The following is a 25,041-nucleotide window of genomic DNA, read 5'->3' as shown; positions in this document are numbered from 1 at the left end:
GCATGGAGGACATCGCCCGGGAGAAGGCCCAGCGTGCTCCGTCGCGCGCGGGCAGCGGCGCCGCCAGGGCTGCTCCCGCACGCGCTCCGGCCGCCCGCCGCGCCCCGGCCCCCGTCGAGGAAGCGGACGACGCCGGCGACGCGGTGGCGGACCCCTGGTCCCGCGAGGCGCGCGAGCTGGAGTCCCCCCGCTCCCCCATCGATGATCCGGAGGTCCTGCTGGACGACGCGCGCTCGTTCCTGCGCGAGCTGGAGGGCGGCGACCGCATCGCGTTCTGGGGCGCGACGCTGGTGGTGCTCTCCTGCTTCATCCCGTGGAAGGAGACGGCGGCGGACGGCGACTTCCTGGGCCTCATCAGCCTGGGGTTCATCTCCTTCCTCTTCGCCATCGCGACCATGGTCTTCGTGGGCCTGCGCGCGCGTCAGGTGATGACCTGGGTGAACCCCATGCTGCCGTGGGCCGCGCAGATGTTCTGCAGCGTGGTGACCCTCGTGTGGTCGCTGGTGTTCCTGAAGCTCTCCTCGGACACCACCCTCGTGCCGTCGCCGCTCGGCAACTCTGAGATGATGAACTCGTCGCCGAGCATCGGCTGCTTCCTGGGCATCCTCGGCGGCGTCATCGCGGTGCTGGGCGGCCTGATGGGGCTCAAGCGCCAGCAGGACTAGGCCCCGAGGATTTCGCTGCCTCGCCGGACGGGAGGCGGGCTACCGTCGCCGGCCACCATGTCCGACGCCACGCCCCTCTCCCGCCTCCTCGACGCGCTGGGCTCGGCCGTCGTGGGCCAGCCCCGCGTGCTGGCCGACCTGGTGACGGCCTTCCTCGCGCGCGGCCACGTGCTGCTGGAGGGCGTGCCCGGCGTCGCCAAGACGCTCACCGCGCGCAGCATGGCGGGGGCGCTGGGCCTGTCCTTCTCCCGCGTGCAGTTCACGCCGGACCTGATGCCCGCGGACATCCTGGGCACCAACGTCTTCCAGCCGCAGTCGCAGACCTTCCGCCTGATGAAGGGCCCCGTGTTCACGGAGGTCCTGGTCGCGGATGAGATCAACCGCACGCCGCCCAAGACGCAGGCCGCGCTCCTGGAGGCCATGGAGGAGCGGCAGGTCACCATCGACGGCGTCACGCACGCGCTGCCCCCGCACTTCTTCGTCGTCGCCACGCAGAACCCGCTGGAGCTCGAGGGCACCTATCCCCTCCCCGAGGCCCAGCTGGATCGCTTCCTCATGCGCGTGCGCGTGGGCTACCCGGACGGGGACTCCGAGACGGCGCTGCTCCGCGCCTTCCACCAGCGCGAGGGCCGCCCGCCCGCCGTGTCCCGCGTGCTGGACGCAGCCACGCTGACGGAGCTGCAGGACCGCGCGGCCCGCGTCGCGTGCGACGACTCCATCCTCCAGTACGTCGTGCAGCTCGTGCGCGACACCCGCGCCCACCCCCGCGTGCGGCTGGGCGCGAGCCCCCGCGCCGCGCAGGCCCTGCTCGCGGCGGCCAAGGCGGCGGCGGCACTGCGGGGCACCGACTTCGTCACCCCGGACGACGTGAAGGCCGTCACCCCCAGCGTCCTCAACCACCGCCTCCTCCTCAAGGCCGAGGCGGAGGTGGAGGGCGTCACCGCGGACGACGTGCTCAAGCAGATGCTCGAACGGGTGCGAGTGCCCCGGTGAGCCTCGGGCGTCCCGTCCCCAGCGGCCTCGCCGTGGCGCTGTTCGCCGGGGCGCTCGTGCCCGCCGCGCTCGCGGTGGCGAGCCCCGCCTTCGGGTGGCTGGCGCTCGCGATGGACGTGGCCGTCCTGCTCCTATGCGCCGTGGACTTCATGCGCGCGCCGCACGCCCGCGACCTCGAGGCGCGCCGCGAGGTGGAGCCCATCCTCTCCTCCGGCGTGGACAACACCGTGCGCTGGGAGCTGCGGTCGCGCACGGACCTGCCCGTGCGCGGCGAGCTTCGCGACGAGCCGCCCCTGGACGTGGAGAGCCACGGCCACCGGCAGCCCTTCACGCTGGAGGCGGGGGGCGCGTCCACGCGGCTGACGTACCGCGTGCGTCCCCCTGCTCGCGGCGACGCGCGCTTCGGCGACGTGAACCTGCGGCTCATGGGCCCCCTGGGCCTGTGCTCGCGGCAGGTGAAGCTGCCCGCGGCCCGCGACGTGAAGGTGTATCCGGACCTGAGCGCCCTTTCGCGTGAGGCGCTGACGCTGGCGCGCGCGTCGGAGGCCGTGTCCGCGCGCACGCTCCTGCGCAAGTCGGTGGAGGGCCGCGAGTTCGAATCGCTGCGCGAGTACCGTCCCGGCGACGACTACCGCCACATCGACTGGAAGTCCTCCGCGCGCCATGGCCGCACGCTGGTGCGCACGTGGCAGCCGGAGCGCAACCAGCCGGTGCTGCTGCTCCTGGACTGCGGCCGTCACATGGCGGGCCGGGTGCAGGGGCGCAGGAAGCTGGACCACGCGGTGGACGCGGCGCTGCGGCTGGCGCGGGTGAGCCTGGACGCGGGGGACGTGGTGGGCGTGCTCGCGTTCGCCAGCGACGTGCGCGCCTTCCTCCCGCCGCGCAAGGGCGCGGAGCACCTGCGCCTCATCACCGAGTCCCTCTACCGCGCGGAGGCCGGCCTGGAGGAGAGCGACTACGGCCGCGCGTTCGACTTCGCGTTCGCCCGCCAGACGCGCCGCGCGCTGGTGGTGCTCTTCACGGACCTGGTGGATCCGGACGCGTCCGCCGCGCTCCTCACGCGCACGCTGGCCCTGCGCCCCCGGCACCTGCCCGTCGTCGCGTCGCTCCTGGACGAGGACCTGGAGGCCGCCGCCACCGACGTGCCCGGCGACGCCCCTTCCGCCTACGCGCGCCAGGCCGCCGCCCGCATGGAGGCCGAGTACCGCCGCACCGCCACCACGCTGCGCGACGCGGGGGCGCTGGTGGTGCGCGCACCGGCACGCGGCTTCGGCGCCGCTGCACTCAACGTGTACCTGGACGTGAAGGCGCGCGGGCGGCTCTGAGGAGTCCTGTCGCATTCGTCAAGCCTTTTGGAACATTCCGGCGCACGCGCACGCGTGTGGCGTTTCGCCGAACGCCACGCTTGCCAATCGCGCGGAGGCCGAGTTTTCGGCCTCGCGGAGGACCCCCTTTACAGATGCCGATCGCTGCCCAGAATGGCGCGCCTCAACTGTTCGCGCGCATGCGCGCACGCTCCAAACCGGACGGGAGGCGGGACTTGGCGGAGGTAGCGAGGGGTTTGAAGCTGGAAGTGGAAGCGGACGCCGCGGCCATCGCGGCCCAGGCCGCCGAGGAGCTGGTGGCGGCGGGGCTGACGCCCTTCCACGAGCGGCTCCTCGCCGAGGAGCTGCTGGCGCGCAGCGGTGACACGCAGCAGCGGCTGGCCAACGCGCTGGCCGAAGCGAAGGTGGACCTCAACCCCCACCAGGTCGAAGCGGCGATGTTCGCGCTGGACGCGCTGTCGCGCGGCGGCTGCATGCTCGCGGACGAGGTGGGCCTGGGGAAGACCATCGAGGCGGGCCTCGTCGTCGCCCAGCTCATGGCCGAGGGCAAGAACCGCATCCTCATCCTGGCCCCGGCGGTGCTGCGCGCCCAGTGGAACGCGGAGCTGCGCGAGAAGTTCGACCTGGACAGCGTCCTCGTCGACGGCCGCGACGTGAAGAAGCACAACAACTGCTTCGACCAGCCCTTCCCCGTCATCTGCTCGCACCCGTTCGCGGCGAACAAGTCCGCGCTCGTGTCGGAGATTCCCTGGGACCTGGTCATCATCGACGAGGCCCACCGCCTTCGGAACGCGCATCGCCCCAACAACAAGACGGGCCAGGCGCTGCGCGCGTCGCTGGCGGGCCGCCCCAAGCTGCTGCTCACCGCCACCCCGCTCCAGAACGACCTGATGGAGCTGTTCGGCCTGATGTCGCTGCTGGACGAGCAGATCCTCGGCCCCGAGCACGCCTTCCGCAGCCGCTACCGCGCCGACGAGGGCGGCGGCATGACGGAGGCCGCCGCGTGCGAACTGAAGGAGCGGCTGGCCCCGGTGGTGCAGCGCACGCTGCGCCGGCAGGTGCGCGAATACGTCCGCTACACCAACCGCCGCAGCATCGTGGAGGACTTCCACCCGTCTCCCCAGGAGCACGACCTCTACGAGAAGGTCAGTGAGTACCTGCAGCGCTCGGAGGCCGCGGCCATCGAGCCGGGCAAGAAGACGCTCCTGACGCTGTGCTACCGCAAGCTCCTGGCCTCCTCCACGTTCGCCATCGCGCCCACGCTGCGCCGGCTGTCGGAGAACCTGGAGAAGCGCCTGACGGCCGCGCGGCTGGGCCAGCAGGCCCTGTCGCTCTTCGAGCCGGAAGAAGCCAAGCAGTTCGTGGAGGAAGGCGAGGAGTGGTCCGACGACCCCGCCAAGGCGCCCCAGGTCCGCACGCTGGAGCAGGAGGTCTGGGAGCTGCGCCAGTACGCGGACCTCGCGGACTCCATCCGCATCAACGCCAAGGGTGAGGCCCTCAAGCGCGCGCTGGACCGCACCTTCGCGGTGATGCGCACGCACTCCTGGCCGGAGAAGGCGCTCATCTTCACGGAGTCCAAGCGCACGCAGCAGTACCTCTTCAACCTGCTGTCGGAGCACGGTTACAAGGACAAGATTTCGCTCCTGTCCGGCGATGCCGGCGGCACGCCCGAGGAGCGCCGGGCGCTGGTGGAGGAGTTCCGCCACAAGACGCAGATCCTCATCTGCACCGAAGCGGGCGCCGAGGGCCTCAACCTCCAGTTCTGCAACCTGGTGGTGAACTACGACCTGCCGTGGAACCCGCAGCGCGTGGAGCAGCGCATCGGCCGGTGCCACCGCTACGGCCAGCAGCGGGACGTGCTGGTGGTGAACTTCCTCAACCGGCAGAACGCGGCGGACGCGCGCCTGTTCGAGCTGCTGGAGAAGAAGCTCAACCTCTTCGACGGCGTGTTCGGCGCGTCGGATGAGATCCTGGGCGCGCTGGAGAGCGGCGTCGACTTCGAGCGGCGCGTGCTGGACATCTACCAGTCCTGCCGCGACCCGAAGGACATCAACACCGCCTTCGACAAGCTGCGCGAGGAGCTGGAGGGCAGCATCAACCAGCGCATGACGTCGATGCGCTCGGTGGTGCTGGAGCGCTTCGACGGCGACGTGCGCCGCCGGCTGCGCGTGGCGGGAGACGCGGCCAAGGAGGTGGTGGCCAAGCGCCAGCAGGAGGCGAAGGCGCTCACCGGCTCCGTGCTGGGCAGCCGCACCTCCGGACGGCTCCAGGTGGCCAAGGCCGCCTACGCGGTGCGCGACCGCACCCAGGACACCGTCAGCTACCTGCAGCTGGACGCGGCGGGCCTGCCTTCACGGCTGGCGCGGCTGGCCGGCAGTGAGGGCTGGTGGTTCGTCTACAAGTTCGAGACCACCGGCCTCAAGCCGGAGGAGAAGCTGGTCCACCTGGTGCTGGTGAAGGACCGGGACGGCGGCTTCCGGGCCCTGCCGCTGACGGACGGTGTCCACTTCACGAAGCTCGACGCCAAGGAAGAGAAGCGGCGGCAGCCCGCGCCGGTGTCGGTCCAGCTCATGCAAGAGCAGTCGCTCATGACCGCCAAGGATGAGCTGATTCGGGCCGCGGAACGGCGCAACGCGTTGGAGCTGGACAAGGCCAAGGAACGCGCGGACCGCTACGTCGAGGACTGCCTGATGGAGTCGCGCGAGGTGGTGGAGACGGCGCGCCAGGCGTGGTTCGACGCGCGCAAGGACGTCTCCGGCATCGAGGACGTCGCGGAGCGCGCGAAGGCGCGGGCGCACTCGGACCGCCTGGAGCGCGACTACCGCCGCAAGCTGGCGTCGCTGCGCAATGAGGAGGAGAAGCGCTACGCCTCCAAGGACCGGCAGCTGGCGGAGCTGGCCAACAAGGGGCGCGTGACGGAGAAGCGCACCCTCATCGCCTCCGCGTACTTCTGGCTGTCTTGATGCTTCCGGCCGCGGGCCCCTCTAGAGGGGCTTGAGCCGCACCCACGTCGCGCCCCAGCCTCCGTCCGCCTCGGAGGCGGTCTGGAAGCCTTCCACTTCCGGCAGCGTGGGCAGCAGGGACTGCACGGTGCGCCTGAGCGCGCCCGTTCCCTTGCCGTGGATGATGCGCACGTCCAGCACGCCCTTCTGGCGGCAGGCCCAGAGGTACTCGGTGACGAGTTCCTTCACCTCGCGAGGCTGGAAGAGATGCAGGTCGAGGTTTCCATCGACCGGAATTTCTACTGCTCCCAGCTCATCGGGCGTGGGCGGAGGCTCCGGACCCTCCGGCGGCAGGGACAGGGGTGGCTTTCGGCGTGACACCGTAGCGGGCCTCCTCCTGGCGCTGCTTCTCCTCGGCCGCCAGACGCTGGCGCTCGCGCGCGAGCCGGAACTGTTCCTTGAGGCTGGTGATCTCCCCCTTGAGCGAGGTGATCTCCTCCTTCACCGCGCCCTCGTGGTGGGTGTTCGCCTCATCGACGTGGTTGCCCGCCCGCTTGCCTTCCGAGCCGGCACCGCCGGAGGAGGTCATCTGCATCAGCAGGGCAGCCAGGGTCATCGCCTTCATGGGCTTTCACGTAAGCAAGCGCCGTGCTCGCGCGCAAGTCATGTTGCGTGAGCGACGCTTCGCTGGCCGCCCTCTTCCTTGTGTGACACGACGCGTTCCGCGAGCCGGACGGCGGACAGGGGCGCGCTGCCTTCCGCCTTGTTGTTGATGGTCACGAAGACGGGACGCTCGCGCCGCACGGCCGCCATGCACACCCGGGCCAGCACGTCGCGGGTGCCCACGTCCTCGTCCACCAGCCGGTTGAAGGGCGCGTAGCGGGCGTAGGCCTCCTCGTAGCCGAGGTTCGGCGGCAGCATCCAGCGCACCACCACCGCGCGGGCCTCGAAGGCGCGCGTGAGCTTCGCCTGCCGCGCGACGGGCGGCATGTGGGCCCACACCGCCAGCACCGGGCTCACGCCCGTGTCCGCGAGCGCCTGCGCGAAGCCTTCCGTGAGCAGCTCCTCGTTGCGGACCTCCACCGCGTACAGCGGGCCCTTCGGCAGCGCGGAGAAGAACGCGTGCAGCCGCTCCACGAAGCGGCCCGCGCCGCCCAGCGCCGCGGGGTCCTGCGGCGGGAACTGGAAGACGAGCGGACCGGCCTTGTCGCCCAGCCCCTCCAGGAACGGCGCCACCACGTGGTCCACCGCGTAGGCCGCCTGGAGGAACCGGTCGTTCACCTGCCCCCGGTGCGCGCCGTAGCGCTCGTGCACGGGGAAGCGCGCCAGCGTGCAGGCCTCGTGGGCCTTCACCAGGAAGCGGAAGCCGTCCGGCACCTGCTGGGCGTACTCGGCGAAGGTGGTGGCCGGCACGGGCGCGTAGAACGTCCGGTCGATGCCCACCGTGCGCAGCACCGGGTGGTGCGCGTAGGCGGCCAGGCCCTCGCGCGCCAGCTGGGTCGTGCTGGCCTCGTGATCGTAGACGAGGCCGTTCCAGCCCGGGAAGGTCCACGACGACGTGCCCAGGTAGACGCCCCGGGGAAGCTGCTCGCCCAGCATGCGCAGACTGTCGGACGGCTCCGCGGGCCCTACCGGCTGGGTCCGGCGCCGCGAGGACACGGGCGGCTCCTCCACCGCGCCGGTGAAGAGGTCGAACTGCGCGGGTCGTCGCGATGCGCTCATGCGGTCAGCTCCTCTCCCAGGGCGGAAAACCGAGGTGGGACCCAGGCAGTAATCCCGGAGCCCAGCCGATGCAGCAGGTTGCCTGGAATCGGGGCGACGTTCCAGGTTTCCGGCACGCCCTCCAGGCGGACGGGCACGCACGGCCTGTCTCCCTCCCGCCGGGACAGTCTGTGATTGGCCGGGTGTCCAAATGCAAACGCAGTCGGAGCACGGTAAGATACTCAAATCGAGTATTCCGGCATTACAGTTGTAAAGCTTGACCGTGGTTGCAACGGCTGGGGGGCATCATGGACTGGTCGTTGACGGCTTCGCTGCTCGCCGAGCGGGACACGCGGCCCATCGTCGTGATGGACCGGCGCGGCCGCATCGAGCTGGCGAATGGCGCCTTCACGTCGCTGCTGGGCCGGCCCCGCGAGGAGTTGCTGGGGCGCCGCTGGACGGAGGTCTGCACGCCGCGCGAGCACGGGCGCGAGGTGGGCCGGGCGCTGCGGGCCATCTTCACCAGCGCCGAGGTCCGGCTGGAGACGGAGGTGCTCACGCGCGACGGCGAGCGGCTGTCGGTGGAACTGGACGTGGCCGCCGTGGGCCGGCCGCCGCTGCGGCTGGTGGCCATCATCACGCGCGCGTCCCCGCCGCTCTCCGTTCCGGAGCGCACCGCCAGCGCCGGGCCGTCCGGCGCCACCGGAGCACACCAGGACCTGAGCTACGAGATCTCCACCGAGCTGTCGTCGTTCGGCACGCTCAAGGCGGTGTGGACCTCCGGGCACGCGCAGCAGGAGGAGATGGTGGGCCGGTCCTGCTTCGGCGCCTTCGCCCACCGCGACGCGCCCTGCCTGGACTGTCCGCTGACGGCGACGTCCCCCGCGTCCTGGCCACACACCATCGTGCGGCAGGCCTCCGAACACGGCGACGGCTACGAGGTCGTCACCGCCATGCCCACGAGCGCCGGCACCGCGCGCGTCAGCGTGCACACCATCGGTGACGCCACGCTCAGCGGCCTCTTCGAGGCGAAGGTGCGGCGCATGGCGAGCGCGGCGCGGCTGTCGGAGCGCGAAGGCGATGTGTTGCGATATCTCGCGCTCGGCCGCTCGCCCACCGACATCTCCACCGTGTTAGGGATTACCGAGCGCACCGTAAAATTCCATCAGGCGAACCTGCTGCGGAAGCTGGGAGCGGAGACGCGGTACGACCTGCTCCGCCTGTTCTTCTGACCAGGGCGCCTTCCCTCCGGGACAGCTTTCGCGCAGGGCGCCTTGCGACATGCTGGGGATTCGACTCCGGAGTCTGGTGGGTCGGGGGGGCCGTTGCCCATGGGCAGCGCCAGTCAAATCCGTATCATCAAAGACATACAGTCCTTGTGGACTTCCGTCAAAGGGCGCCCTGTCCGTGAGTGAAACTCCGGGCTGGGACGACGTGATGCGGGAGTTCCTCGTCGAGTCCCGCGAGCACGTGCAGAGCATCGAGGCGACGGTGCTGGAGCTGGAGGCACAGCCGGGCTCGCAGCCCCTGCTGGCGCAGCTGTTCCGCAGCCTGCACACCGTGAAGGGCACCTGCGGCTTCCTGGGCTTCACCCGCCTGGAGGCGCTGATGCACGCCGCCGAGGAGCTGCTCGGCCTGGCGCGCGACCGGCGCCTGGTGCTGGACCGCGAGCGCGTGTCCACGCTGCTGGCGCTGGCGGACGCGGCGCGCGCGGCGCTGGAGCACATCGAGGCGACGGGGCTGGAGCCCGCGGTGGACCACTCCGCGCTGCTCGCGCGCATCTCCGGCGCGACGGCGGCGAGCGCGCCCGTGGAGATCGCGGAGCCCCTGACGCCCCCGGGCGCCCTGCCCTGGCGCGGCGCCGCCACCGGCGTGGACTCCAAGCTGCGCGTGGACGTGGCGCTGCTGGACCGGCTGATGAACCTGATGGGCGAGCTGGTGCTGGCGCGCAACCGCATCCTCCAGTGCGCCGCTTCGCCCACGCCGGGCGCGGACCTGATGACCGCGTCGCAGCGGCTGGACGTCGTCACCACGCAGGTGCAGCAGGTGGTGATGAAGACGCGGCTCCAGCCGGTGGGCCAGGTGTGGAACCGCTTCCCCCGGCTCGTGCGCGAGCTGGCGCACGGGTGCGGCAAGCAGGTGCGGCTGCGGCTGCAGGGCGCGGACACGGAGCTGGACAAGACGCTGGTGGAGGCGCTGCATGATCCGCTCACCCACCTGTTGCGCAACGCCGTGGACCACGGCGTGGAGACGCCCGAGCAGCGCCACGCGGCGGGCAAGCCGCCCGTGGGGTGCCTGACGCTGAGCGCGTCGCACGAGGGCGGGCTCGTGCACCTGGGCATGTCCGACGACGGCGCGGGCATCGACGTGCAGCGCGTGCGGCAGGTCGCGGTGCAGCGCGGCCTGCTCACGGCCGACCAGGCGGCGCGGCTTCCGGACGCGGACGCGCTGATGCTCATCTTCATGCCGGGCTTCAGCACCGCGGAGCGCGTCACGTCGCTGTCTGGCCGGGGCGTGGGCATGGACGTGGTGCGCACGCAGGTGGAGCGCATCGGCGGCACCGTGGAGGTACACAGCCGGCCCGGTCAGGGCACGACGTTCACCCTGAAGATTCCCCTCACGCTGGCCATCATCCCGGCGCTGCTCGTGACGTGCCGGGGTGACCGCTACGCGCTGCCGCAGGCCTCCCTGCGGGAGGTGGTGTGGCTGGAGCCGGCGCAGGCCCGCAGGGACATCACCCGCATCCAGGGCGCGTGCGTCTTGCGGCTGCGCGGAGAGCTGCTGCCGCTGGTGGTGCTGGCCTCCGAGCTGGGCGTGGGGCCCGCGACGCCGGACCTGGACGAGGGCGCCACCGTCGTCGTTTTGCAGGCCGGGGAGCGCACCTTCGGGCTGTGGGTGGACGCCATCCACGACACGGAGGAGATCGTCGTCAAGCCGCTGTGGAAGCACCTGAAGGGGCTGGCCTGCTACGCGGGCGCGACGGTGCTGGGCGACGGGCGCGTGGCGCTCATCCTGGACGCCATGGGGCTGGGCCGCCGCGTGGGCACCGTCGCGGAGGCGCAGGCCCAGGTCGTCGTTCCGGAGGCCGCTGCGGAGGTGCCCCGTCCCGAGGACGCGCGCGAGCGGGTGCTCTTGTGCCGCACCGGCGCGGAGGGCCGCGTGGCCATTCCGCTGTCCCGCGTGGCGCGGCTGGAGGAGCTGCCCGCGTCGGACGTGGAGCGGCTGAGCGGGGGCATGGAGATGGCGCGCTATCACGGCCAGCTGCTGCCGCTGGTGCGCGTGGCCTCCGTGCTGGAGGCGAGGCCCGGCGCGACGGAGCGGCTCACGCAGGGGCTCCAGGTCGCGTTCGGCGAGTCGTTGTCCGTCGTCGTCGCCACGCACGCGGACACGCGCGTGGGGCTGGTGGTGGACGCCATCCTCGACGTCGCGGAGGTGGAGATTTCGCTCCAGCGCGAGACGCGCCGCCCGGGCGTGCTGGGCTCCATGGTGGTGCAGAGCCGGGCCACCGAGTTCCTGGACGTGGAGGGCACCGTGCGCGCCGTGCACCCGGAGCTGCTGACGGGCGGTGCGCCATGAGCGGCTTCCGCCAGCTGTGCTCGTTCCAGGTGGGCGACCACCTGTTCGGCCTGGACATCGAACGCGTGCAGGAGATCCTGCTCCCGCTCCCGCTCACGCGAGTGCCCGGCGCGCCTCCGGAGGTTGCGGGGCTGCTCAACCTGCGCGGGCAGATCGTCCCCGTCATCGACCTGCGCCGCCGCCTGGACCTGCCCGACGGCACCGCCCCCACGGACGCGCCCCACGTCATCCTGCGTGGCGACGAGGGCGCGGTGAGCCTTCGCGTGGATGCCATTGGCGACATCCTCCCCTTCGCGCAGTCGGACCTGGCGGCGCTTCCGGACAACCTGCGCGGGCCCCTGCGCTCGATGCTCCTGGGGGTCCATGCGCTGCCGGACCGGCTGCTGCTCGTGTTGTCCGCGGACGCGGTGGTGGACGGGCTCGCGCCCGCGTCCAGCGCCTCCGCCTCCCCTTCCTTCCCCGTGCTTCCCCAGGAGTCCCGCTGATGGCCCGCCCTACCGCGCCCGCCGTGAAAACCACCCTCTTCCAGCGCCTGGGCGGCAAGGCCCCCCTGACGGCCGCCGTGCAGAAGCTCTACGCGCGGGTGATGACGGACGCGCTGCTCAAGCCCTTCTTCCGCCGCGCGGACCTGGTCCAGTTGCAGCGCCAGATGGTCGCGTTCCTCACCCAGCACCTGGGCGGCCCGGCCGTCTATCGCGGCCCGTCGATGCGCGAGGTGCACGCGCGGATGGAGCTCAAGCCGCACCACTGCGAGCGCGTCGCCGAACACCTGGCCACCGTGCTGGATGAGCTGGACGTGCCGGGCCCCGTCGCCCGGGAGCTGCTGTCGGCGGTGGGCACGCTTGAAGAGGAAGTCGTCAGCAGGCCCGCACCGAGGTCCGCCCCCCGGCCCGCCGCGAAGCGCGCTCCGGCGCGTGCCCCTCGCACGGAGGGACGCCGGGTCGCCGTGGCATCCGTGCCCGCGGCCCGCTCCTCCCGCCGCCGCGCGGCAACGCCGCTCTCAGGTGCCCTCAACGAGACGCTGCTCAACGCGGCGCGGGTCAACCTGTTCGTTCTGGACGCGGACCTGGGCATCGTCTTCATCAACGCGTCCGCCACGGAGGCCATCGAGCGCATCAGCGACGGCGCGGGGGACGCGGTGGGCAGCGACTTCCTCGGCCACTTCGAGCATCAGCTGCGGCTGGAGGAGGACCGGCTGGGCACGCCCTCGGGGCTGCCGTACGAGACCACCTTCGCGGCGGGCCCCACCCTGCTCAAGGTCCACGTCGACGGCATCGAGGGCCGGGGCGGAGCGCTCACCGGCTACGTGGTGACGTGGACGGACATCACGGATCAGCAGCGCGTGGACACGGAGATGGCGCGCCTGCGGGCCATGCTGGAGAACGCGCCCACCTGCGTGATGGCGGCCGACAAGGACCTGAAGATCGTCTACCTGAACCCCGCGTCGCGCCGGCTGTTGCAGCGGATCGAGAAGCACCTGCCTGTCTCCGCGGACCGGGTGCTGGGGGCCACCATCGACATCTTCCATCGCGACGCGGCGTACCAGCGGACGATCCTGTCCAACGACAAGAACCTGCCGGTGCGCGCGAACATCCCCATCGGGCCAGAGGTCGCGGACCTGCTGGTGACGGCGGTGTACGACGGCCAGGGCCGCTACCTGGGCCCCATGGTGACGTGGGAGCTCGTCACGGAGAAGCTCGCCGTGCAGCAGCGGGAGCAGGACCTGGACAGCACGCTGCGCGGCATCTTCCAGGAGGTGATGCAGCACTCGCAGACGCTCTCTGCGTCGTCGCAGGAGCTGTCCAGCGTCAGCCAGCAGATGGTGAGCAACGCGCAGGAGACCGCGGCGCAGGCCACCCAGGTGTCCGCCGGCGCCGAGCAGGTCAGCCGCAACGTGCAGAGCGCCGCGTCCGGCATGGAGGAGGTCAACGCGAACATCCGCGAGGTGGCGCGCAACGCGAGCACCGCCGCCAAGGTGGCGTCGTCCGCAGTGAAGCTGGCGGACACCACATCCGGCCTCGTCAGCAAGCTGGGGACCAGCAGCCAGGACATCGGCAAGGTCATCAAGGTCATCACCTCCATCGCGCAGCAGACCAACCTGCTCGCGCTCAACGCGACCATCGAGGCGGCGCGCGCGGGCGAGGCGGGCCGGGGCTTCGCGGTGGTGGCCAACGAGGTGAAGGAGCTGGCGCGCGAGACGGCCCGCGCCACCGAGGACATCGGCCAGAGGATCGGCACCATCCAGGGCGACACCGAGGAGGTGGTCAACGCCATCCTGGAGATTGGCGCCACCATCGGCCGCATCAACGAATTGCAGACGTCCATCGCCTCGTCGGTGGAGGAGCAGACGGCGACCGCGGGCGAGATCCTGCGCAACGTGGGCGAGGCCGCCAAGGGCAGCCAGCAGATCTCCGAGAACATGGCCGCCGTGGCGGAGGCCGCGCGCAGCACCACCGAGGGCGCGGGCAGCACGCAGCGCTCGGCGGTGGAGCTGGCCCACATGGCGCAGTCGCTGCAACGGCTGGTCGTGCAGGTGGACACCACGGACAAGCAGACGCGAACGAAGTAGCGCGGGCGGCTGCAAGCCCTGGGAGCCACGGCACGTGCGGACCGGATTGAAGCGGTGGTGGGAGCTGGGCCGGGTGGCCCGCGCCTCCACGCGACTGCGGCGGGTGTCCCGTCCCCAGGACGCGGAGCGCGCGCGGCGCGAGCTGACCCAGCGGCTCCTGGGCCTGCGGGGACTGCCCCAGAAGGTGGGCCAGGTGCTCACGCTCGCCGAGCTGGGCGCGGAGGCGCCGGGGTTCGGCTCGCTCGCGGAGGCGCCCTCCCCGCTCGCGCCGGAGGACGCGCTGGCGGTGATCTCCCGCCGTCTGGGCCGCCCGTGGCAGGAGGTGTTCACGTCGCTGGAGGGCGAGGGCATCGCCGCGTCGCTGGGTCAGGTGCACCGGGGCGTGCTGCGCGACGGGCGTGCCGTGGCGGTGAAGCTGCGGCACCCGGGCATCGCGGAGGCCGTGCGGGATGATCTGCGCGCGCTGGGGTGGCTGGCCGCGCCGCTGGGAGGCTGGCGCGGGAAGCTGGACATGTCCGCCTACCGGCACGAGCTGGCCCGGATGCTCCAGGGCGAGCTGGACTACCACCACGAGGCCCAGGCCCTGCGGGACGCGGGCGCGCGCATGGCGGACGTGCCGGGCGTCGTCGTCCCCGTGCCGGTGGACGCGCTCACCCGTGAAGACCTGCTGGTGATGAGCTGGGTGGAGGGCGCTTCGCTCGCGGATGGATGGCGCTGGAGCGAAGCGGACCGCCGGGCGCTGTCCACCACGCTGGTCCGGCTGTTCCTCCATGGCTGCTTCACCTGGGGCGCGCTCCACGCGGATCCGCACCCGGGCAACTACCGCGTGTCCCGGGGACCGGACGGCAAGCCCGTGCTGGGGGTGCTCGACTTCGGCTGCGTGAAGCCGCTGCCGCCGGAGCTGGCCGTGGGGCTGGGGCGGTTGATCTCCCTCCTCCGGTGCCCGAGCTCCACGCCGCGCCCGGAGCAACTGCTGTCCGCGTGGGTGATGCTGGGCTTCACGCCGGAGCTGCTGGAGCCCATGGCGGAGGCGCTGCCCGCCGTGAGCCGCGTGCTGCTGGAGCCCTTCCTCCTCGAAGGTCCCTTCCACGCGAGAAGCTGGCGGCTGGGAGAGCGGCTCACCGAGGCGCTGGGGCCACACCGCTGGAACTTCCGCGCGGCCGGACCCGCGTCGCTCCTGTTCGTCCTGCGCGCGTTCCACGGGCTGGTGCGCCACCTGGACGTGCTGGATACGCCCATCGCGTGGGGACCGCTGCTGGACGAGGCCCGCGCCCCGTCGCTCCCGCCCCCTCCGTCGCCGCCCGAGGCCCGGGTGGAGGGCACCGCGCGATACCTGAAGGTCCGCGTGACGGAAGGGGGACACACGCGCGTCGCGCTGACCTTCCGCGCGGACGTGACGGCGCACCTGGAAGACCTGTTGCCGGAGGACCTGCCTCGGAAGCTCACAGCGCGGGGCCTGGATGCGGTCGCCATCGGCTCGGCGGCGGTCGCGGCGGGGCTGCGGCCGTCGGAGCTGTTCCTCCTGGACGAGGGCGACCGCCACGTCCGGGTCTGGCTCGAGTGAAAGACAGACAAGGAGGTGACGCGTGGTCACCATCGGCATGAACTACGAAGTGCGGGAGGGCAAGGCGGAGGCCTTCGAGCGGAAGTTCGCGCTCGTCCTGGAGGCGATGCGGACGCTGCCGACGCACGCGCGCACGGAGTTGTTCACGAGCGTGGGGGCACCGGGGCGCTACCTCATCGTCTCCGAGTGGTACAGCCGCGAGGGCTTCGACGCCTTCGTCGCGTCCGAGGCCTTCCACCGCGTGACGGACTGGGGCGCGAGCGCCATCCTCGTCAGCCGGCCGCGCCACGAGGTGTATGGCGATGCGGCCTTGAGCGCCCCCGCGGGCCGCTGCCCGGTCGCGCGCGCGGTCCGGTGACGCGGGTGCGAATGAATCCCATCCGGGTCCTGGTGGTGGACGACGCGGCCGTGGTGCGGCGGCAGGTGTCGCTGCTCCTGGGCGCCGACCCGGGCCTGGAGGTCGTCGCCACCGCGCCCAACGGGCGCATCGCGCTGGCGAAGGTGGAGCAGTTCCAGCCGGACGTGGTGCTGCTGGACCTGGAGATGCCGGAGCTGGACGGGCTGGCGACGCTGAAGCTCCTGCGCCAGCGCGACCCGGACCTGCCCGTGGTGATGTTCAGCGCGCTCACCGAACGCGGCGGCATGCTGACCCTGGAGGCGCTCGCGCTGGGAGCACGCGACTACGTGACGAAGCCCACGTCCGCGGGCGGGATGAACGTCACGGTGGAGGCCGTGCGGGACGAACTGGTGCGCAAGCTCAAGGCGCTCAACCTTCGCCCCCCTTCCGCCACGATGGTGCCGTTCCCCGTGACGCGCGCGCCCCAGCCCCGACCGCAGGTGCCCGCGCGGGTGGAGGCCATCGTCATCGGCGCGTCCACCGGAGGTCCGGGCGCGCTGGTGCGCGTGGTGTCCGCGCTGCCCGCGGAGCTGCCGGTGCCGGTGCTCATCGTGCAGCACATGCCGCCCCTCTTCACGCGGCTGCTCGCGGAGCGGCTGCAGGGCGTGAGCCCCCTCACCGTGCGCGAGGCCGTGCCGGGTGCGTCCGTACAGGCCGGCTCGGTGTGGGTCGCGCCCGGGGACTTCCACCTGGCCGTGTGCCGGGACGCGACGGGCGTGCGGCTGCTCACGCACCAGGGGCCGCCGGAGAACGCGTGCCGTCCGGCGGTGGACCTGCTCTTCCGCTCGGCGGCGGAGGTGTACGGCGCGGGGGTGCTGGCGGTGGTGCTCACCGGAATGGGCCAGGACGGGCTGCGCGGCTGCCGCAAGGTGAGCGAGGCGGGCGGTCAGGTGGTGGTGCAGGACCAGGCCAGCTGCGTCATCGGCGGCATGCCGGGCGCGGTGGAGCAGGCGGGGCTGGCGGATGCGGTGGTGCCCCTGGACGCCCTGGCCCTGGAGCTGGTGCGGCGCGTGGATCCGCGCGGACGGAGGACCTGAGCATGTCCCTGCATCCCGACGACTTCGCTTACCTGCGCAAGCGCGTGCTGCGCCGCTCCGGGTTGGTGCTGGAGCCCGACACGCACGCGCTGGTGGAGACGCGGCTCACGTCCCTCATGCGCGAGGATCGGCTGCCGGACCTCTCCGCCCTGGTCGCGAGGCTGCGCTCACTGCCGGAGAACAGCCCGCTCCACCAGCGGCTGGCGGAGGCGCTGGCCAACCACGAGACGGCCTTCTTCCGCGACGCGCCCGTGTTCGACGCCCTGCGCTCCACGGTCCTGCCCGCCCTGCTGGCGAAGCGCTCCCGCACGCGGACACTGCGCATCTGGTGCGCGGCGTGCGCCTACGGCCAGGAGCCCTACAGCGTGGCGATGACGCTGGCGGAGGCCGGGCTGCTGATCACCGGATGGACGGTGCGCATCCTCGCCACTGACTTCTCCACCCGCGCGCTCGTGCGCGCCAGCGAGGCCCGCTACGACGCGCAGGAGATCCACCGAGGCCTGACGCCGGAGCTGCGCCAGCGCTACTTCCACCAGGAGCGCGACGGGTGGCGGCTGAACGAACAGGTGCGCAGGCCCGTGGAGCTCCGGCCGCTCAACCTGATGGACGACTTCCCACCGGAAGCGCCCGTGGACCTCGTCTTCCTTCGCAACGTGATGATCTACTGGGACGTGCCCACGCGGCGCGCGGTGCTCGCCCGCGTGCGGCGGATGCTCCACGCGGATGGCTACCTGGTGCTGGGCGCCGCGGAGGCCTCGCCCCTGGGGGAGGACGGCTTCACGCGGCACCTGATTGGACAGACCAGCTGGTACCGCCCCACGCCCGCTTCCCATGCCAGCGCGGGCGCGCCGGTGGAGGACGCGCCGCGCCGGCCCCGCTCCGGCGCTAGACCTTGAGGCGGATGGCGCCGGGCAACATCGTCATGGTGCAGGGCAGCCGGCCCGGCGTCTCGCCGTCCACGTCCAGGAACACGTCGCCGTCCTCCGACTCCGCGTGGATGGAGCGGCAGCGCAGCCGCCGCGTGCCCTTCCAGGTGACGTGGTCGCCGTTGTAGACGCCCTTGGACTTGAGGACGAAGTCGGACAGGCCGTAGTTGGACCAGATGGTGACGTCGAAGAGGCCGTCGTGCGTCACCGCGTCGGGCGCGACGAACATGCCGCTGCCGAAGTAGCGCCCGTTGGCCACCGCCACCGCGGTGACGCTCACCGTCTCCGGCGTGCCGCCATCCACCGTGAGGCGCACCTGCCGCTCCTGGTACTTCAGGAGGCCCTTCACGGTGCCCCACATGAAGCTCAGGTTGCCGCCCAGCGCCTTGCTGCCCTGGTTCACCTCGCGGGCCACCACCGCGCTCACGCCGAACGAGGCGATGTTGGCGAAGAAGCGCGTGGCCGGGTTGCCGTCGTTGTCGATGAACTCCAGCCGCCCCACGTCGAAGGGCTCCGTCTTCTCCGTGCGCAGCCGCTCCAGCGCGGACGACAGCTCCAGGTCCCACCCGAAGGTGCGGCGGAAGTCGCCACCGGTGCCCCGGGGCAGCAGGGCCAGCGTGGCCTGGGGGTTGATGACCTGCCCGTCGCGGAAGAAGCCGTTGGTGACCTCGTTGAGGGTGCCGTCACCCCCCACCGCGACGATGCACTCATAGCCGTCGTCGATGGCCTGCCGCGCCAGACGCGCCGCATCCATGCCGCCGCTGGTGAAGCCGTGCCCGAACTCACCGAGCACCTTGCCCACCAGCGCGGAGATCTCCACCCAGCGCTTCCCCGTCTGCCCGTTGGCGCTGCGCGGGTTGACCACGAGGAACGTCTTCATTCAGTGCCTTCTCCCTGCGAGAACGGCTTGTTTACGCAATTGTGCGCCCAGGCTCCACTCCATGCCCCACATGAAGGCCCGCCGCCCGGGGTGTTTGTCACCCGGACCGCTCCGTGCTGGGCTCTCCGCCCTCCGTTTCGCCCCGGATCCCGAGTGAAAGTCCACACTTCCACCGAGCAGCTCGCGCCCCACCAGGAGGCCACACGCGCCCTGGACTGGGCACTGCCCGCGCTCCGGGCGGACCTGGCGGCGGCGGCGAGGCAGCCCTTCCGGGAGACGGGCGCCCAGGAGGACTTCCTGCTCCGCCATGACGCACCGGCCCATGAAACCCAAGGACCGGCGCGGACGGAGCGCTTCGAGCGGGCCCTGGCCCGGGTGCGGCGGCTCGCGGACGCGGGCGAGCCGCTGACCTTCCCCCGGATGGTGGAGGTCCAGTCGGAGCTGCTGGGCGGGCCCACGGGCTTCCGCACCGGGGACGCCTTCGCGTGGGGCGGCGCGCACCGCTACGCGCTGGTGCCAGGGCTGGAGGCGGCCTTCCGCGAGAAGGTGGAGTCGGACGCGCGCGAGGAACGCCATCCGGTGGCGCATGCCACGCGGTTGTACCTGGACCTGTGTTTCTTCCACCCCTTCCCGGACGGCAACGCCCGTGCGGCGAGGCTGTGGCTGGAATACATGCTGCGCCGGGGCCGGCTGCCCACCCCGCCGCTGGCGCCCGTGGTGCTGTGGCCCAAGCGCCCGGGAGACACGGTGAACTACACGCGGCTGGCGAGGCTGCTGGCCCGGAGCATCGCGGGGCCGGACGCCCCGTGCCGCAATGAGGTGCCTGAATGAGCAGTGATGCTTCTGCTTTCACGTGGCGGCGCATCCGCGACAGCCTGGATGCCTTTGCGCCGGAATCGCTGGCATCCCGGCTGAGGGAGGCCCTGGCTCCCTTGCGCGTCGGCACGATCCATCCGGGCCGGATCAAGCAGGCGAAGAACGTCGTGCAGGACCTGCTCCGGGACGAACTGGGGGCCTGGTACACCCAGAGCGGTCTGCCCCTGGGCAACGAAGTCCTGGGGGGCTTCTGCTGGTGTCACTCGTTCTTCAACCAGAACCCGCCGCACCGCACGATGGACGTGGATGAGAACATCCAGCTCATGATCGACGCGCTGGAGCGGACGCGTTCGTTTCTGTACGCGCTGGACGGCGTGTATCAGTCCGCGCGCCGTCAGCTTGAGTTGGCGGCCGACGACAAGGCTCTCCGGGCGAAGGCGCTCGCGGAAGGGCTGGTGCGGACCGTGGACCTGACGGCGGAGACGACGTCCTGCGAGGAGAACTGGTACACGGTCGCGCAGGACGCCATGAGCTGGTGCATCGAGGCGATGGGACTGCCCTTGTCGGAAGCAACCGAGGAGCTGCTGGACACGGCCTTCGTCTTCGAGTCCTGGCTGGCGCCGCCTCCGGAAGCCCTCCGGGACGCGGCGGCGCGGGTGGCGGAGGGGGTCGTATGACGCGGTCAGCCCGGGGCCACTGGCTGCTCATCCGCGACAGCCTGGATGGATATGAGCCGGAGAAGATCATCCGCCTGCTGCGTGAATACCTGGCGCCGCTCGTGCCCCCGGGGACGCGCAAGCTCACGGACGAGCAGCACGACACGATGGCCAAACGCGTCCAATGGCTGCTCGGCCAGAACCTGGGGCCCTGGTACACGGAGACGGGCCTGTACCTGGGCAATGAGAGCTTTGGCGGCTACTGCTGGTGTCATCGCTTCTTCCGGCAGAAGCCCACGCCGAACATGGACGTGGAATACAACATCCAGCTCATGATCGACGCGCTGGAGCGGTCGCGCGAATGGCTGTTCAAGCTGGACGCCCACTTCGAGGCGCTGAAGCGGGACCTGCCTTCCGCCCCCGGGGACCATGACATCCGGATGCTCGCGCTGGCGGATGGAATCGTCACCACGATGAGCCTCACCATGGAGGCCACGGGCTGTGAGGAGGCCTGGTACACCTTCGCGGATGAGGCGCTGTCGTGGATGTTCGACGCCATCGACCTGCGGCCGGGCTATCAGGCCGGCAAGCTGATGCGAAAGCTGTTCGCCTTCGAGTCCTGGCACTCGCCCTCCGAGGAGGAGCTGCGCGGCTCGGCGGAGAAGGTGGCGGCGGCCGTCGTCGAGGACGAGGGCCACCGACACAGGCACTGAGCCGCGCGCCCGTCGCTTCAGTGGATGGGCTTCCCAGGCTTCAGCCGGGCCTTCTCGCTTGAGCCGCCCTTCACCTCGATGCGCTTGCCCTGGACCACCTCCTCCGGAAGCTTCAGGGAGATTTCCAGCACGCCGTTCTCGAAGTTCGCCTGCACCGTCTCCGTGTCGATGTCCTCCGGAATCGGGATGGCGCGGCGGAACGAACCGGTGCTGCGCTCCAGGCTCCAGACCCCTTCGGTCTCCTCTTCTTCCTCCACCTCGAAGCTGCGCTCGCCTTCAATCACGAGCAGGTCCTTCAGCAGCTCGACGTGGATGTCCTCCTGCTTCATGCCCGGCAGGTCCGCCTTCACGATGAGGTTTCCGTTCCGCACCATCACGTCCACCTGCGGCGACCAGAGGCCTTCGTCCAGCACGCCGCTCCGGGTGGCGAGGCCCCGGCCTCCGAAGCCGGTGAAGAGCTGGTCCATGTCCTCCATCATCCGGCGCAGCAGTCCGAACGGGCTCATGGGCATGGCTTCCCGGACGATGGCCGGCGCATAGGCTTCGCGGCGGGCAATGCCAGAGCCCGTCCTGGGCTCCGATTCCTGCGAGCTGCCGCCCGGCGCGTCGGCCTGGGCGTTCTTGACGGCGGGCGAGGAAGGCTTCCCCTGCGCCCCTGGGTTCCTGTTGGTGGTTGCCATGACATCCTCCCCCGGTGGAGTCCGGCTGGCGCCCGGCCGCCGGACTGCTCCGGTGACTCAAGCGGGGATGGAAGTATCCCAACACCAAGTTAGCCGTGCGCGCGGGGCCATCAAGGGCAGGAGGCTCGCCCCCTGCTGTGTGTCATTGGCGGCGGCCTCGCTACGCGAGCAGCGTGGCGTCCATCACGGTGAGGGCCACCCCGCCGACGCGGGCGCGCTCGATGTGGCCCGGCCGCCCGGTCACCTGGATGTCGATGCGGCCCGGCTTGCCCAGCGTGTCGCCCTGCTCGATGCGGCCGTCCACCGAGCCGCCCTGCTCCGGCAGCCGGAGGCTCCCATGCTCGGCCAGCCAGGCCGCCAGCGGTCCCGCGGCGGAGCCCGTCACGGGGTCCTCCAGGATGCCGAACCCCGGGACGAAGTAGCGCGCCTGGGCCACGCTCCCCTCCTCCTTCGCTTCGCGGGTGAAGAGGTAGACGCCGCGCAGGCCGTGCGGCATCAGCAGCGCGTTCATCGCGGCGCCTCGCGGCGTCAGGGCCTCCAGGTCCGCGAGCCGCCGGAGCGGCACCACCAGCCGGTGGCCCTGGCGGATCACCGGCAGCGTCGGATCCACCTGCGCGGCCGTCCCGCCAAGGGTGGCCATCAGCGCCTCCATCGCCACGGGGTTGGGCTGCACGGGCGGCTGGGGCGTGGTGATCCACACACGCGTCCCTTGCGTTCCCCGGGGCTCCAGCTCGATGCCGAACGTGCCACCGGGGCACTCCAGCGTGTACGTCCCCGGGCTCTTCAGCAGCCCCTTCTCCGCGAGCAGGTGGAAGGTGGCCACCGTGGCGTGGCCGCAGAAGGGAATCTCATCCGCGGGTGTGAAGTAGCGCAGGCGCACCGTGGCGTCGCCGGGCCGGGACAGGAGGAAGGCGGTCTCCGACGCGCTGACGGCCGCGGCGGCCCGCTGCATCGTGGGGACATCCAGCGCCGAGGCGTCGAGCACCACGCCCGCGCGGTTTCCTGCACCGGCGGTGCGGGTGAAGGCATCGATGATGTGGACCTGCATGGGCGGACTCCGGACAGGGGAAGGGCCTGGGAAACGGCGCAGGCATGCTCCGCTCCTCCGCTGTCGTCAAGCGCTGGACCGACCCATGCAGGCACCGCACAACGGGGTTGAACAGGAGCGCCCGAGCAGGCACAGCGGTGGCACATGGGTTTCCTGAAGCGAGGTGGGTGGGTGGTGCTGGGGGTGCTGCTCCACGCGAGCAGCGCGGCGGCACAGATCGTCAACGTGCAGGCGCTCTTCGACGAGAAGGCGGAGCTGGGGCCGGCCGCGGCCATCGAGCTGGGCGGGGACTGGCGCACGGGCAGCACGCAGCTGTTCTCCATCCGGGGCTCGCTGGTGGGACAGCTGCGCTCCGAGCGCGACGTCTGGCTGGGCGTCATCCGGGGCGAGTACTCCTTCGCCAGCGGTGAGCGCATCGTCAGCCAGGTGCTGGAGCACGTGCGCTACCGGCGAAGTCTCAGTGACCTGATGTCAGGCGAGGTCTTCGCGCAGCACGAGTACAACGAGTTCCGCCGGCTCCAGCTTCGGATCCTGCTGGGCGCGGGTCCCCGCTTCGTGCTGTTCAACGAGGACGCCGCGGGGCTCACCTTCGGCGTGGCGCTGATGCTGGAACACGAGCGGCTGCGCAAGGACGGCGAGGTCGACGCGGGAGACCGCTACACGGATCCGCGCGTGTCCAGCTATCTGCTGGGCCGGGTGAAGCTGATGGAGAACATCAATCTCGTGGAGACGGTCTACTTCCAGCCGCGCGTCACCCGCCCCTCCGACCTGCGCGTGCTCAACGAGACGCTGTTCGCGGTGACACCCAACCCCCGTGTCACTGTGGGTATTGGCTTCAACCTCACGTACGACAGCGCGCCGCCCGCGACGGTGCCGGCGCTGGACACGCAGCTTCGCACCACCGTGGGCGTGAAGCTCTAGGGGTAGACTCCGGCCATGGCCTCCCATCTCGTTCCCGCACCCGTCGCTCTCCTTGGAGGCGGCAAGCTCGCCGAAGGCATCATCCAGGGGCTGCTGCGCTCCGGCCACGTGCGCCCGTCCGACCTCCGCGTCACCGTCCGCCGCTCCGAGCGCGGCGAGGAGCTGCGCTCCCGCTACGGCGTGCACGTCCTCATGGACAACCCGCTGGCGGTGCGCGGCGCGGCGCTGGTCCTGCTGGTGGTCCGGCAGGCGCAGATGCGCGAGCTGATGGCGCTCATCGCCCCTGCCCTGGAGGCGGGGCAGACCGTGGTGTCGCTGTCCGCGGACGTGCGGCTCGCGCAGCTGGAAGCCGCGCTGCCCTCCAGCGTCTCCGTCCTCCGCGCCATGCCCAACACGCCCGTGCGCGTGGGCGCGGGCGTGACGCCCCTGACCCCCGGAACGCGGGTGACGGAGACCGCGCGGCGGACCACGGAGGCCCTCTTCGCGGCGACAGGCCGGCCGCTTTGGATGTCCGAGGAAGCACTCACGGTGTGCACGGGCGTGTCCGGCACGGGCCCCGCGTATGTCTTCCGGTTCGTGGAGGCGCTGGCCCAGGCCGCGATGGCGCACGGGGTGGACGCGGCGGAGGCGGCGGCGCTCGCGAGGGGAACGCTCATTGGCGCGGCGAAGCTGCTGGCCGAACCCGACGCCACCACCCCGCGCCTCATCGCGGAGGTGGCGACCCCGGGCGGCATCACCGAGGCGGGGCTGAAGACGCTGGAAGCCCAGGGCCTCGCCCGCATCGTGGGTGAGGCGGTGTCCGTCGCCATCCAGCGCACGAGGGAGCGCGCGGACGCCTCCGCCGCCGCCTACGTCACGCCGAAGTGACGCTTGAGCCCCCGCTGGCCTCCAGGCGTGACGATGAGGCCACGGGAGTCGGGCTGGCGCTCCACCCACCCCAGCGAGAACACCCGGGAGGCGAGCGCCGCGCCCAGCGCCCCCGCGAGGTGGTCGCGCCGCTCGCTCCAATCCAGGCATCGGTGGGCGAAGTGGCGCCGCTGCTCGCGCACGGGCGCCAGGTCGATGCCGAAGTCCTGGAACCAGGCCTCGCCGCTCGGTGTGAGCGCGAAGGCGCGGCGACGGAGGGACAGGTGCCCGGCCCGAAGCAGCGCGTCGGTGATGCCCATGCCCAACCTGCCCGCCAGGTGGTCGTAGCAGTAGCGCGCGGCCCGCAGGGGTTCCGGGGTCGCTGACGCACGGGGTCCCCGGACCGCCACGGTCATCAACGCTTCCACCATCCGCGCCACGGTGGGCGTGGCCAAACGGAAGACCTTGTTGCGACCCTGCTTCGTGGAGCGCACCAGCCGGGCCTGCTCCAGCCGCTGGAGGTGCGCGGTCGCCGTCGCGGGGCTGACGCCCGTGCCGAACGCGAGCTCCTTGGCGACGAGCGCGCGCCCCTCCATGAGCAATTCCAGCATCCGGATCCGCGTGGCGTCCCCCACGGCTCCGGCCAGCGTCGTGAGGTCCGGCCCTGCATTCATCGTTCGGTCCATGGCGAACCATTTCCTAGCACACGGGCACGGCCGCGGGAGGAGAGTGCCCGGAAGCGAGGACCGATGACACCGCCCACCGACCCGTATCAGGCCGTCACCC

24 protein-coding genes are annotated in these 25,041 nt (G+C 71.5%); 17 read left to right on the top strand and 7 right to left on the bottom strand.

The window, feature by feature from the left end; all coding sequences use genetic code 11:
- The 4 genes from D7W79_RS15260 to D7W79_RS15245 form a co-directional block, all read left to right on the top strand.
- Positions 1-665: hypothetical protein (locus D7W79_RS15260; RefSeq protein WP_120526116.1), on the top strand; the 665-nt coding region annotated here is incomplete at its 5' end.
- 57 nt (positions 666-722) lie between these two features.
- On the top strand, positions 723-1,658 hold the full coding sequence (locus D7W79_RS15255) for an AAA family ATPase (protein WP_120526115.1): 936 nt from the start codon (positions 723-725) through the stop codon (positions 1,656-1,658).
- Positions 1,655-2,983, top strand: a complete 1,329-nt coding sequence (locus D7W79_RS15250; protein ID WP_120526114.1) for a DUF58 domain-containing protein — start codon at positions 1,655-1,657, stop codon at positions 2,981-2,983. Before D7W79_RS15255 ends, D7W79_RS15250 begins: the two co-directional genes overlap by 4 nt.
- Positions 2,984-3,162: 179 nt before the next feature.
- Positions 3,163-5,946 (top strand): SNF2-related protein, encoded by a 2,784-nt coding sequence (locus tag D7W79_RS15245; RefSeq protein WP_120526117.1) that lies wholly within the window; start codon positions 3,163-3,165, stop codon positions 5,944-5,946.
- 21 nt (positions 5,947-5,967) lie between these two features.
- On the opposite strand, the gene D7W79_RS15240 is transcribed toward D7W79_RS15245, so the two are convergent.
- From D7W79_RS15240 to D7W79_RS15230, 3 genes are read right to left on the bottom strand one after another with little or no spacing between them, the layout of a single operon-like run.
- Complete coding sequence (locus D7W79_RS15240) at positions 5,968-6,306, bottom strand: Smr/MutS family protein (protein ID WP_120526113.1); 339 nt, start codon at positions 6,304-6,306, stop codon at positions 5,968-5,970.
- Positions 6,239-6,550, bottom strand: coding sequence for a hypothetical protein (locus tag D7W79_RS15235; protein WP_147441929.1), 312 nt, complete (start codon positions 6,548-6,550; stop codon positions 6,239-6,241). The genes D7W79_RS15240 and D7W79_RS15235 overlap by 68 nt, the downstream gene beginning before the upstream one ends.
- Before the next feature lie 38 nt (positions 6,551-6,588).
- Positions 6,589-7,647, bottom strand: coding sequence for a DUF72 domain-containing protein (locus D7W79_RS15230; RefSeq protein ID WP_120526111.1), 1,059 nt, complete (start codon positions 7,645-7,647; stop codon positions 6,589-6,591).
- A gap of 287 nt (positions 7,648-7,934) precedes the next feature.
- Here D7W79_RS15230 and D7W79_RS15225 point away from each other — a divergent pair, with 287 nt between their 5' ends.
- The 8 genes from D7W79_RS15225 to D7W79_RS15190 all read left to right on the top strand — a co-directional run bounded on the left by D7W79_RS15225 (position 7,935) and on the right by D7W79_RS15190 (position 17,665).
- Positions 7,935-8,858 carry a PAS and helix-turn-helix domain-containing protein gene (locus D7W79_RS15225; protein WP_120526110.1) on the top strand — a complete coding sequence of 308 codons (924 nt, stop codon included), beginning with the start codon at positions 7,935-7,937 and terminating at the stop codon, positions 8,856-8,858.
- Positions 8,859-9,033: 175 nt separating this feature from the next.
- A complete protein-coding gene (locus D7W79_RS15220; RefSeq protein WP_208729740.1) occupies positions 9,034-11,202 on the top strand; it encodes a chemotaxis protein CheA in 2,169 nt (722 codons plus the stop codon).
- Positions 11,199-11,687, top strand: coding sequence for a chemotaxis protein CheW (locus D7W79_RS15215; protein WP_120526108.1), 489 nt, complete (start codon positions 11,199-11,201; stop codon positions 11,685-11,687). Before D7W79_RS15220 ends, D7W79_RS15215 begins: the two co-directional genes overlap by 4 nt.
- Complete coding sequence (locus D7W79_RS15210) at positions 11,687-13,771, top strand: methyl-accepting chemotaxis protein (RefSeq protein WP_120526107.1); 2,085 nt, start codon at positions 11,687-11,689, stop codon at positions 13,769-13,771. Before D7W79_RS15215 ends, D7W79_RS15210 begins: the two co-directional genes overlap by 1 nt.
- Positions 13,772-13,805: 34 nt before the next feature.
- Positions 13,806-15,335: an ABC1 kinase family protein gene (locus D7W79_RS15205; protein ID WP_147441928.1), complete on the top strand. Its 1,530-nt coding sequence runs from the start codon at positions 13,806-13,808 to the stop codon at positions 15,333-15,335.
- Between the two features lie 22 nt (positions 15,336-15,357).
- Positions 15,358-15,693 carry an antibiotic biosynthesis monooxygenase family protein gene (locus tag D7W79_RS15200; RefSeq protein WP_120526105.1) on the top strand — a complete coding sequence of 112 codons (336 nt, stop codon included), beginning with the start codon at positions 15,358-15,360 and terminating at the stop codon, positions 15,691-15,693.
- Positions 15,694-15,704: 11 nt separating this feature from the next.
- The gene (locus D7W79_RS15195; RefSeq protein ID WP_120526104.1) at positions 15,705-16,769 is read left to right on the top strand and encodes a protein-glutamate methylesterase/protein-glutamine glutaminase; all 1,065 of its coding nucleotides are present in this window, start codon (positions 15,705-15,707) and stop codon (positions 16,767-16,769) included.
- Positions 16,770-16,771: 2 nt separating this feature from the next.
- The gene (locus D7W79_RS15190) at positions 16,772-17,665 is read left to right on the top strand and encodes a CheR family methyltransferase (protein WP_120526103.1); all 894 of its coding nucleotides are present in this window, start codon (positions 16,772-16,774) and stop codon (positions 17,663-17,665) included.
- Here the strand turns inward: D7W79_RS15190 and D7W79_RS15185 are convergent.
- Positions 17,655-18,575, bottom strand: a complete 921-nt coding sequence (locus D7W79_RS15185) for a diacylglycerol/lipid kinase family protein (RefSeq protein WP_120526102.1) — start codon at positions 18,573-18,575, stop codon at positions 17,655-17,657. The genes D7W79_RS15190 and D7W79_RS15185 overlap by 11 nt on opposite strands.
- Before the next feature lie 153 nt (positions 18,576-18,728).
- On the opposite strand from D7W79_RS15185, the gene D7W79_RS44505 reads away from it, so the two are divergent.
- From D7W79_RS44505 to D7W79_RS15170, 3 genes are all read left to right on the top strand, one after another.
- Entirely contained in the window at positions 18,729-19,406 is a 678-nt protein-coding gene (locus D7W79_RS44505) for a Fic family protein (RefSeq protein ID WP_120526101.1), read from the top strand.
- Positions 19,407-19,507: 101 nt separating this feature from the next.
- A complete protein-coding gene (locus D7W79_RS15175; protein WP_147441927.1) occupies positions 19,508-20,068 on the top strand; it encodes a hypothetical protein in 561 nt (186 codons plus the stop codon).
- Positions 20,065-20,760, top strand: a complete 696-nt coding sequence (locus tag D7W79_RS15170; RefSeq protein WP_120526099.1) for a hypothetical protein — start codon at positions 20,065-20,067, stop codon at positions 20,758-20,760. The genes D7W79_RS15175 and D7W79_RS15170 overlap by 4 nt, the downstream gene beginning before the upstream one ends.
- Before the next feature lie 17 nt (positions 20,761-20,777).
- Here D7W79_RS15170 and D7W79_RS15165 read toward each other — a convergent pair whose 3' ends face one another.
- Together D7W79_RS15165 and D7W79_RS15160 are read right to left on the bottom strand one after the other, a co-directional pair.
- Positions 20,778-21,440 (bottom strand): Hsp20/alpha crystallin family protein, encoded by a 663-nt coding sequence (locus D7W79_RS15165; RefSeq protein ID WP_120526098.1) that lies wholly within the window; start codon positions 21,438-21,440, stop codon positions 20,778-20,780.
- Between the two features lie 160 nt (positions 21,441-21,600).
- Positions 21,601-22,488 carry a PhzF family phenazine biosynthesis protein gene (locus tag D7W79_RS15160; protein ID WP_120526097.1) on the bottom strand — a complete coding sequence of 296 codons (888 nt, stop codon included), beginning with the start codon at positions 22,486-22,488 and terminating at the stop codon, positions 21,601-21,603.
- A gap of 144 nt (positions 22,489-22,632) precedes the next feature.
- Here D7W79_RS15160 and D7W79_RS15155 point away from each other — a divergent pair, with 144 nt between their 5' ends.
- Both D7W79_RS15155 and proC read left to right on the top strand, forming a co-directional pair.
- Complete coding sequence (locus tag D7W79_RS15155; RefSeq protein WP_120526096.1) at positions 22,633-23,409, top strand: DUF481 domain-containing protein; 777 nt, start codon at positions 22,633-22,635, stop codon at positions 23,407-23,409.
- Between the two features lie 15 nt (positions 23,410-23,424).
- Positions 23,425-24,276, top strand: coding sequence for a pyrroline-5-carboxylate reductase (gene proC, locus D7W79_RS15150; RefSeq protein ID WP_120526095.1), 852 nt, complete (start codon positions 23,425-23,427; stop codon positions 24,274-24,276).
- Here proC and D7W79_RS15145 read toward each other — a convergent pair.
- Positions 24,258-24,941, bottom strand: a complete 684-nt coding sequence (locus D7W79_RS15145; protein WP_120526094.1) for an ArsR/SmtB family transcription factor — start codon at positions 24,939-24,941, stop codon at positions 24,258-24,260. The genes proC and D7W79_RS15145 overlap by 19 nt on opposite strands.
- Between the last annotated feature and the right edge of the window lie 100 nt (positions 24,942-25,041).

The sequence above is a fragment of the Corallococcus exercitus genome, assembly GCF_003611585.1.
GTDB classification, from domain to species: domain Bacteria; phylum Myxococcota; class Myxococcia; order Myxococcales; family Myxococcaceae; genus Corallococcus; species Corallococcus exercitus.
This window is presented reverse-complemented; position numbering and strand designations above follow the sequence as displayed.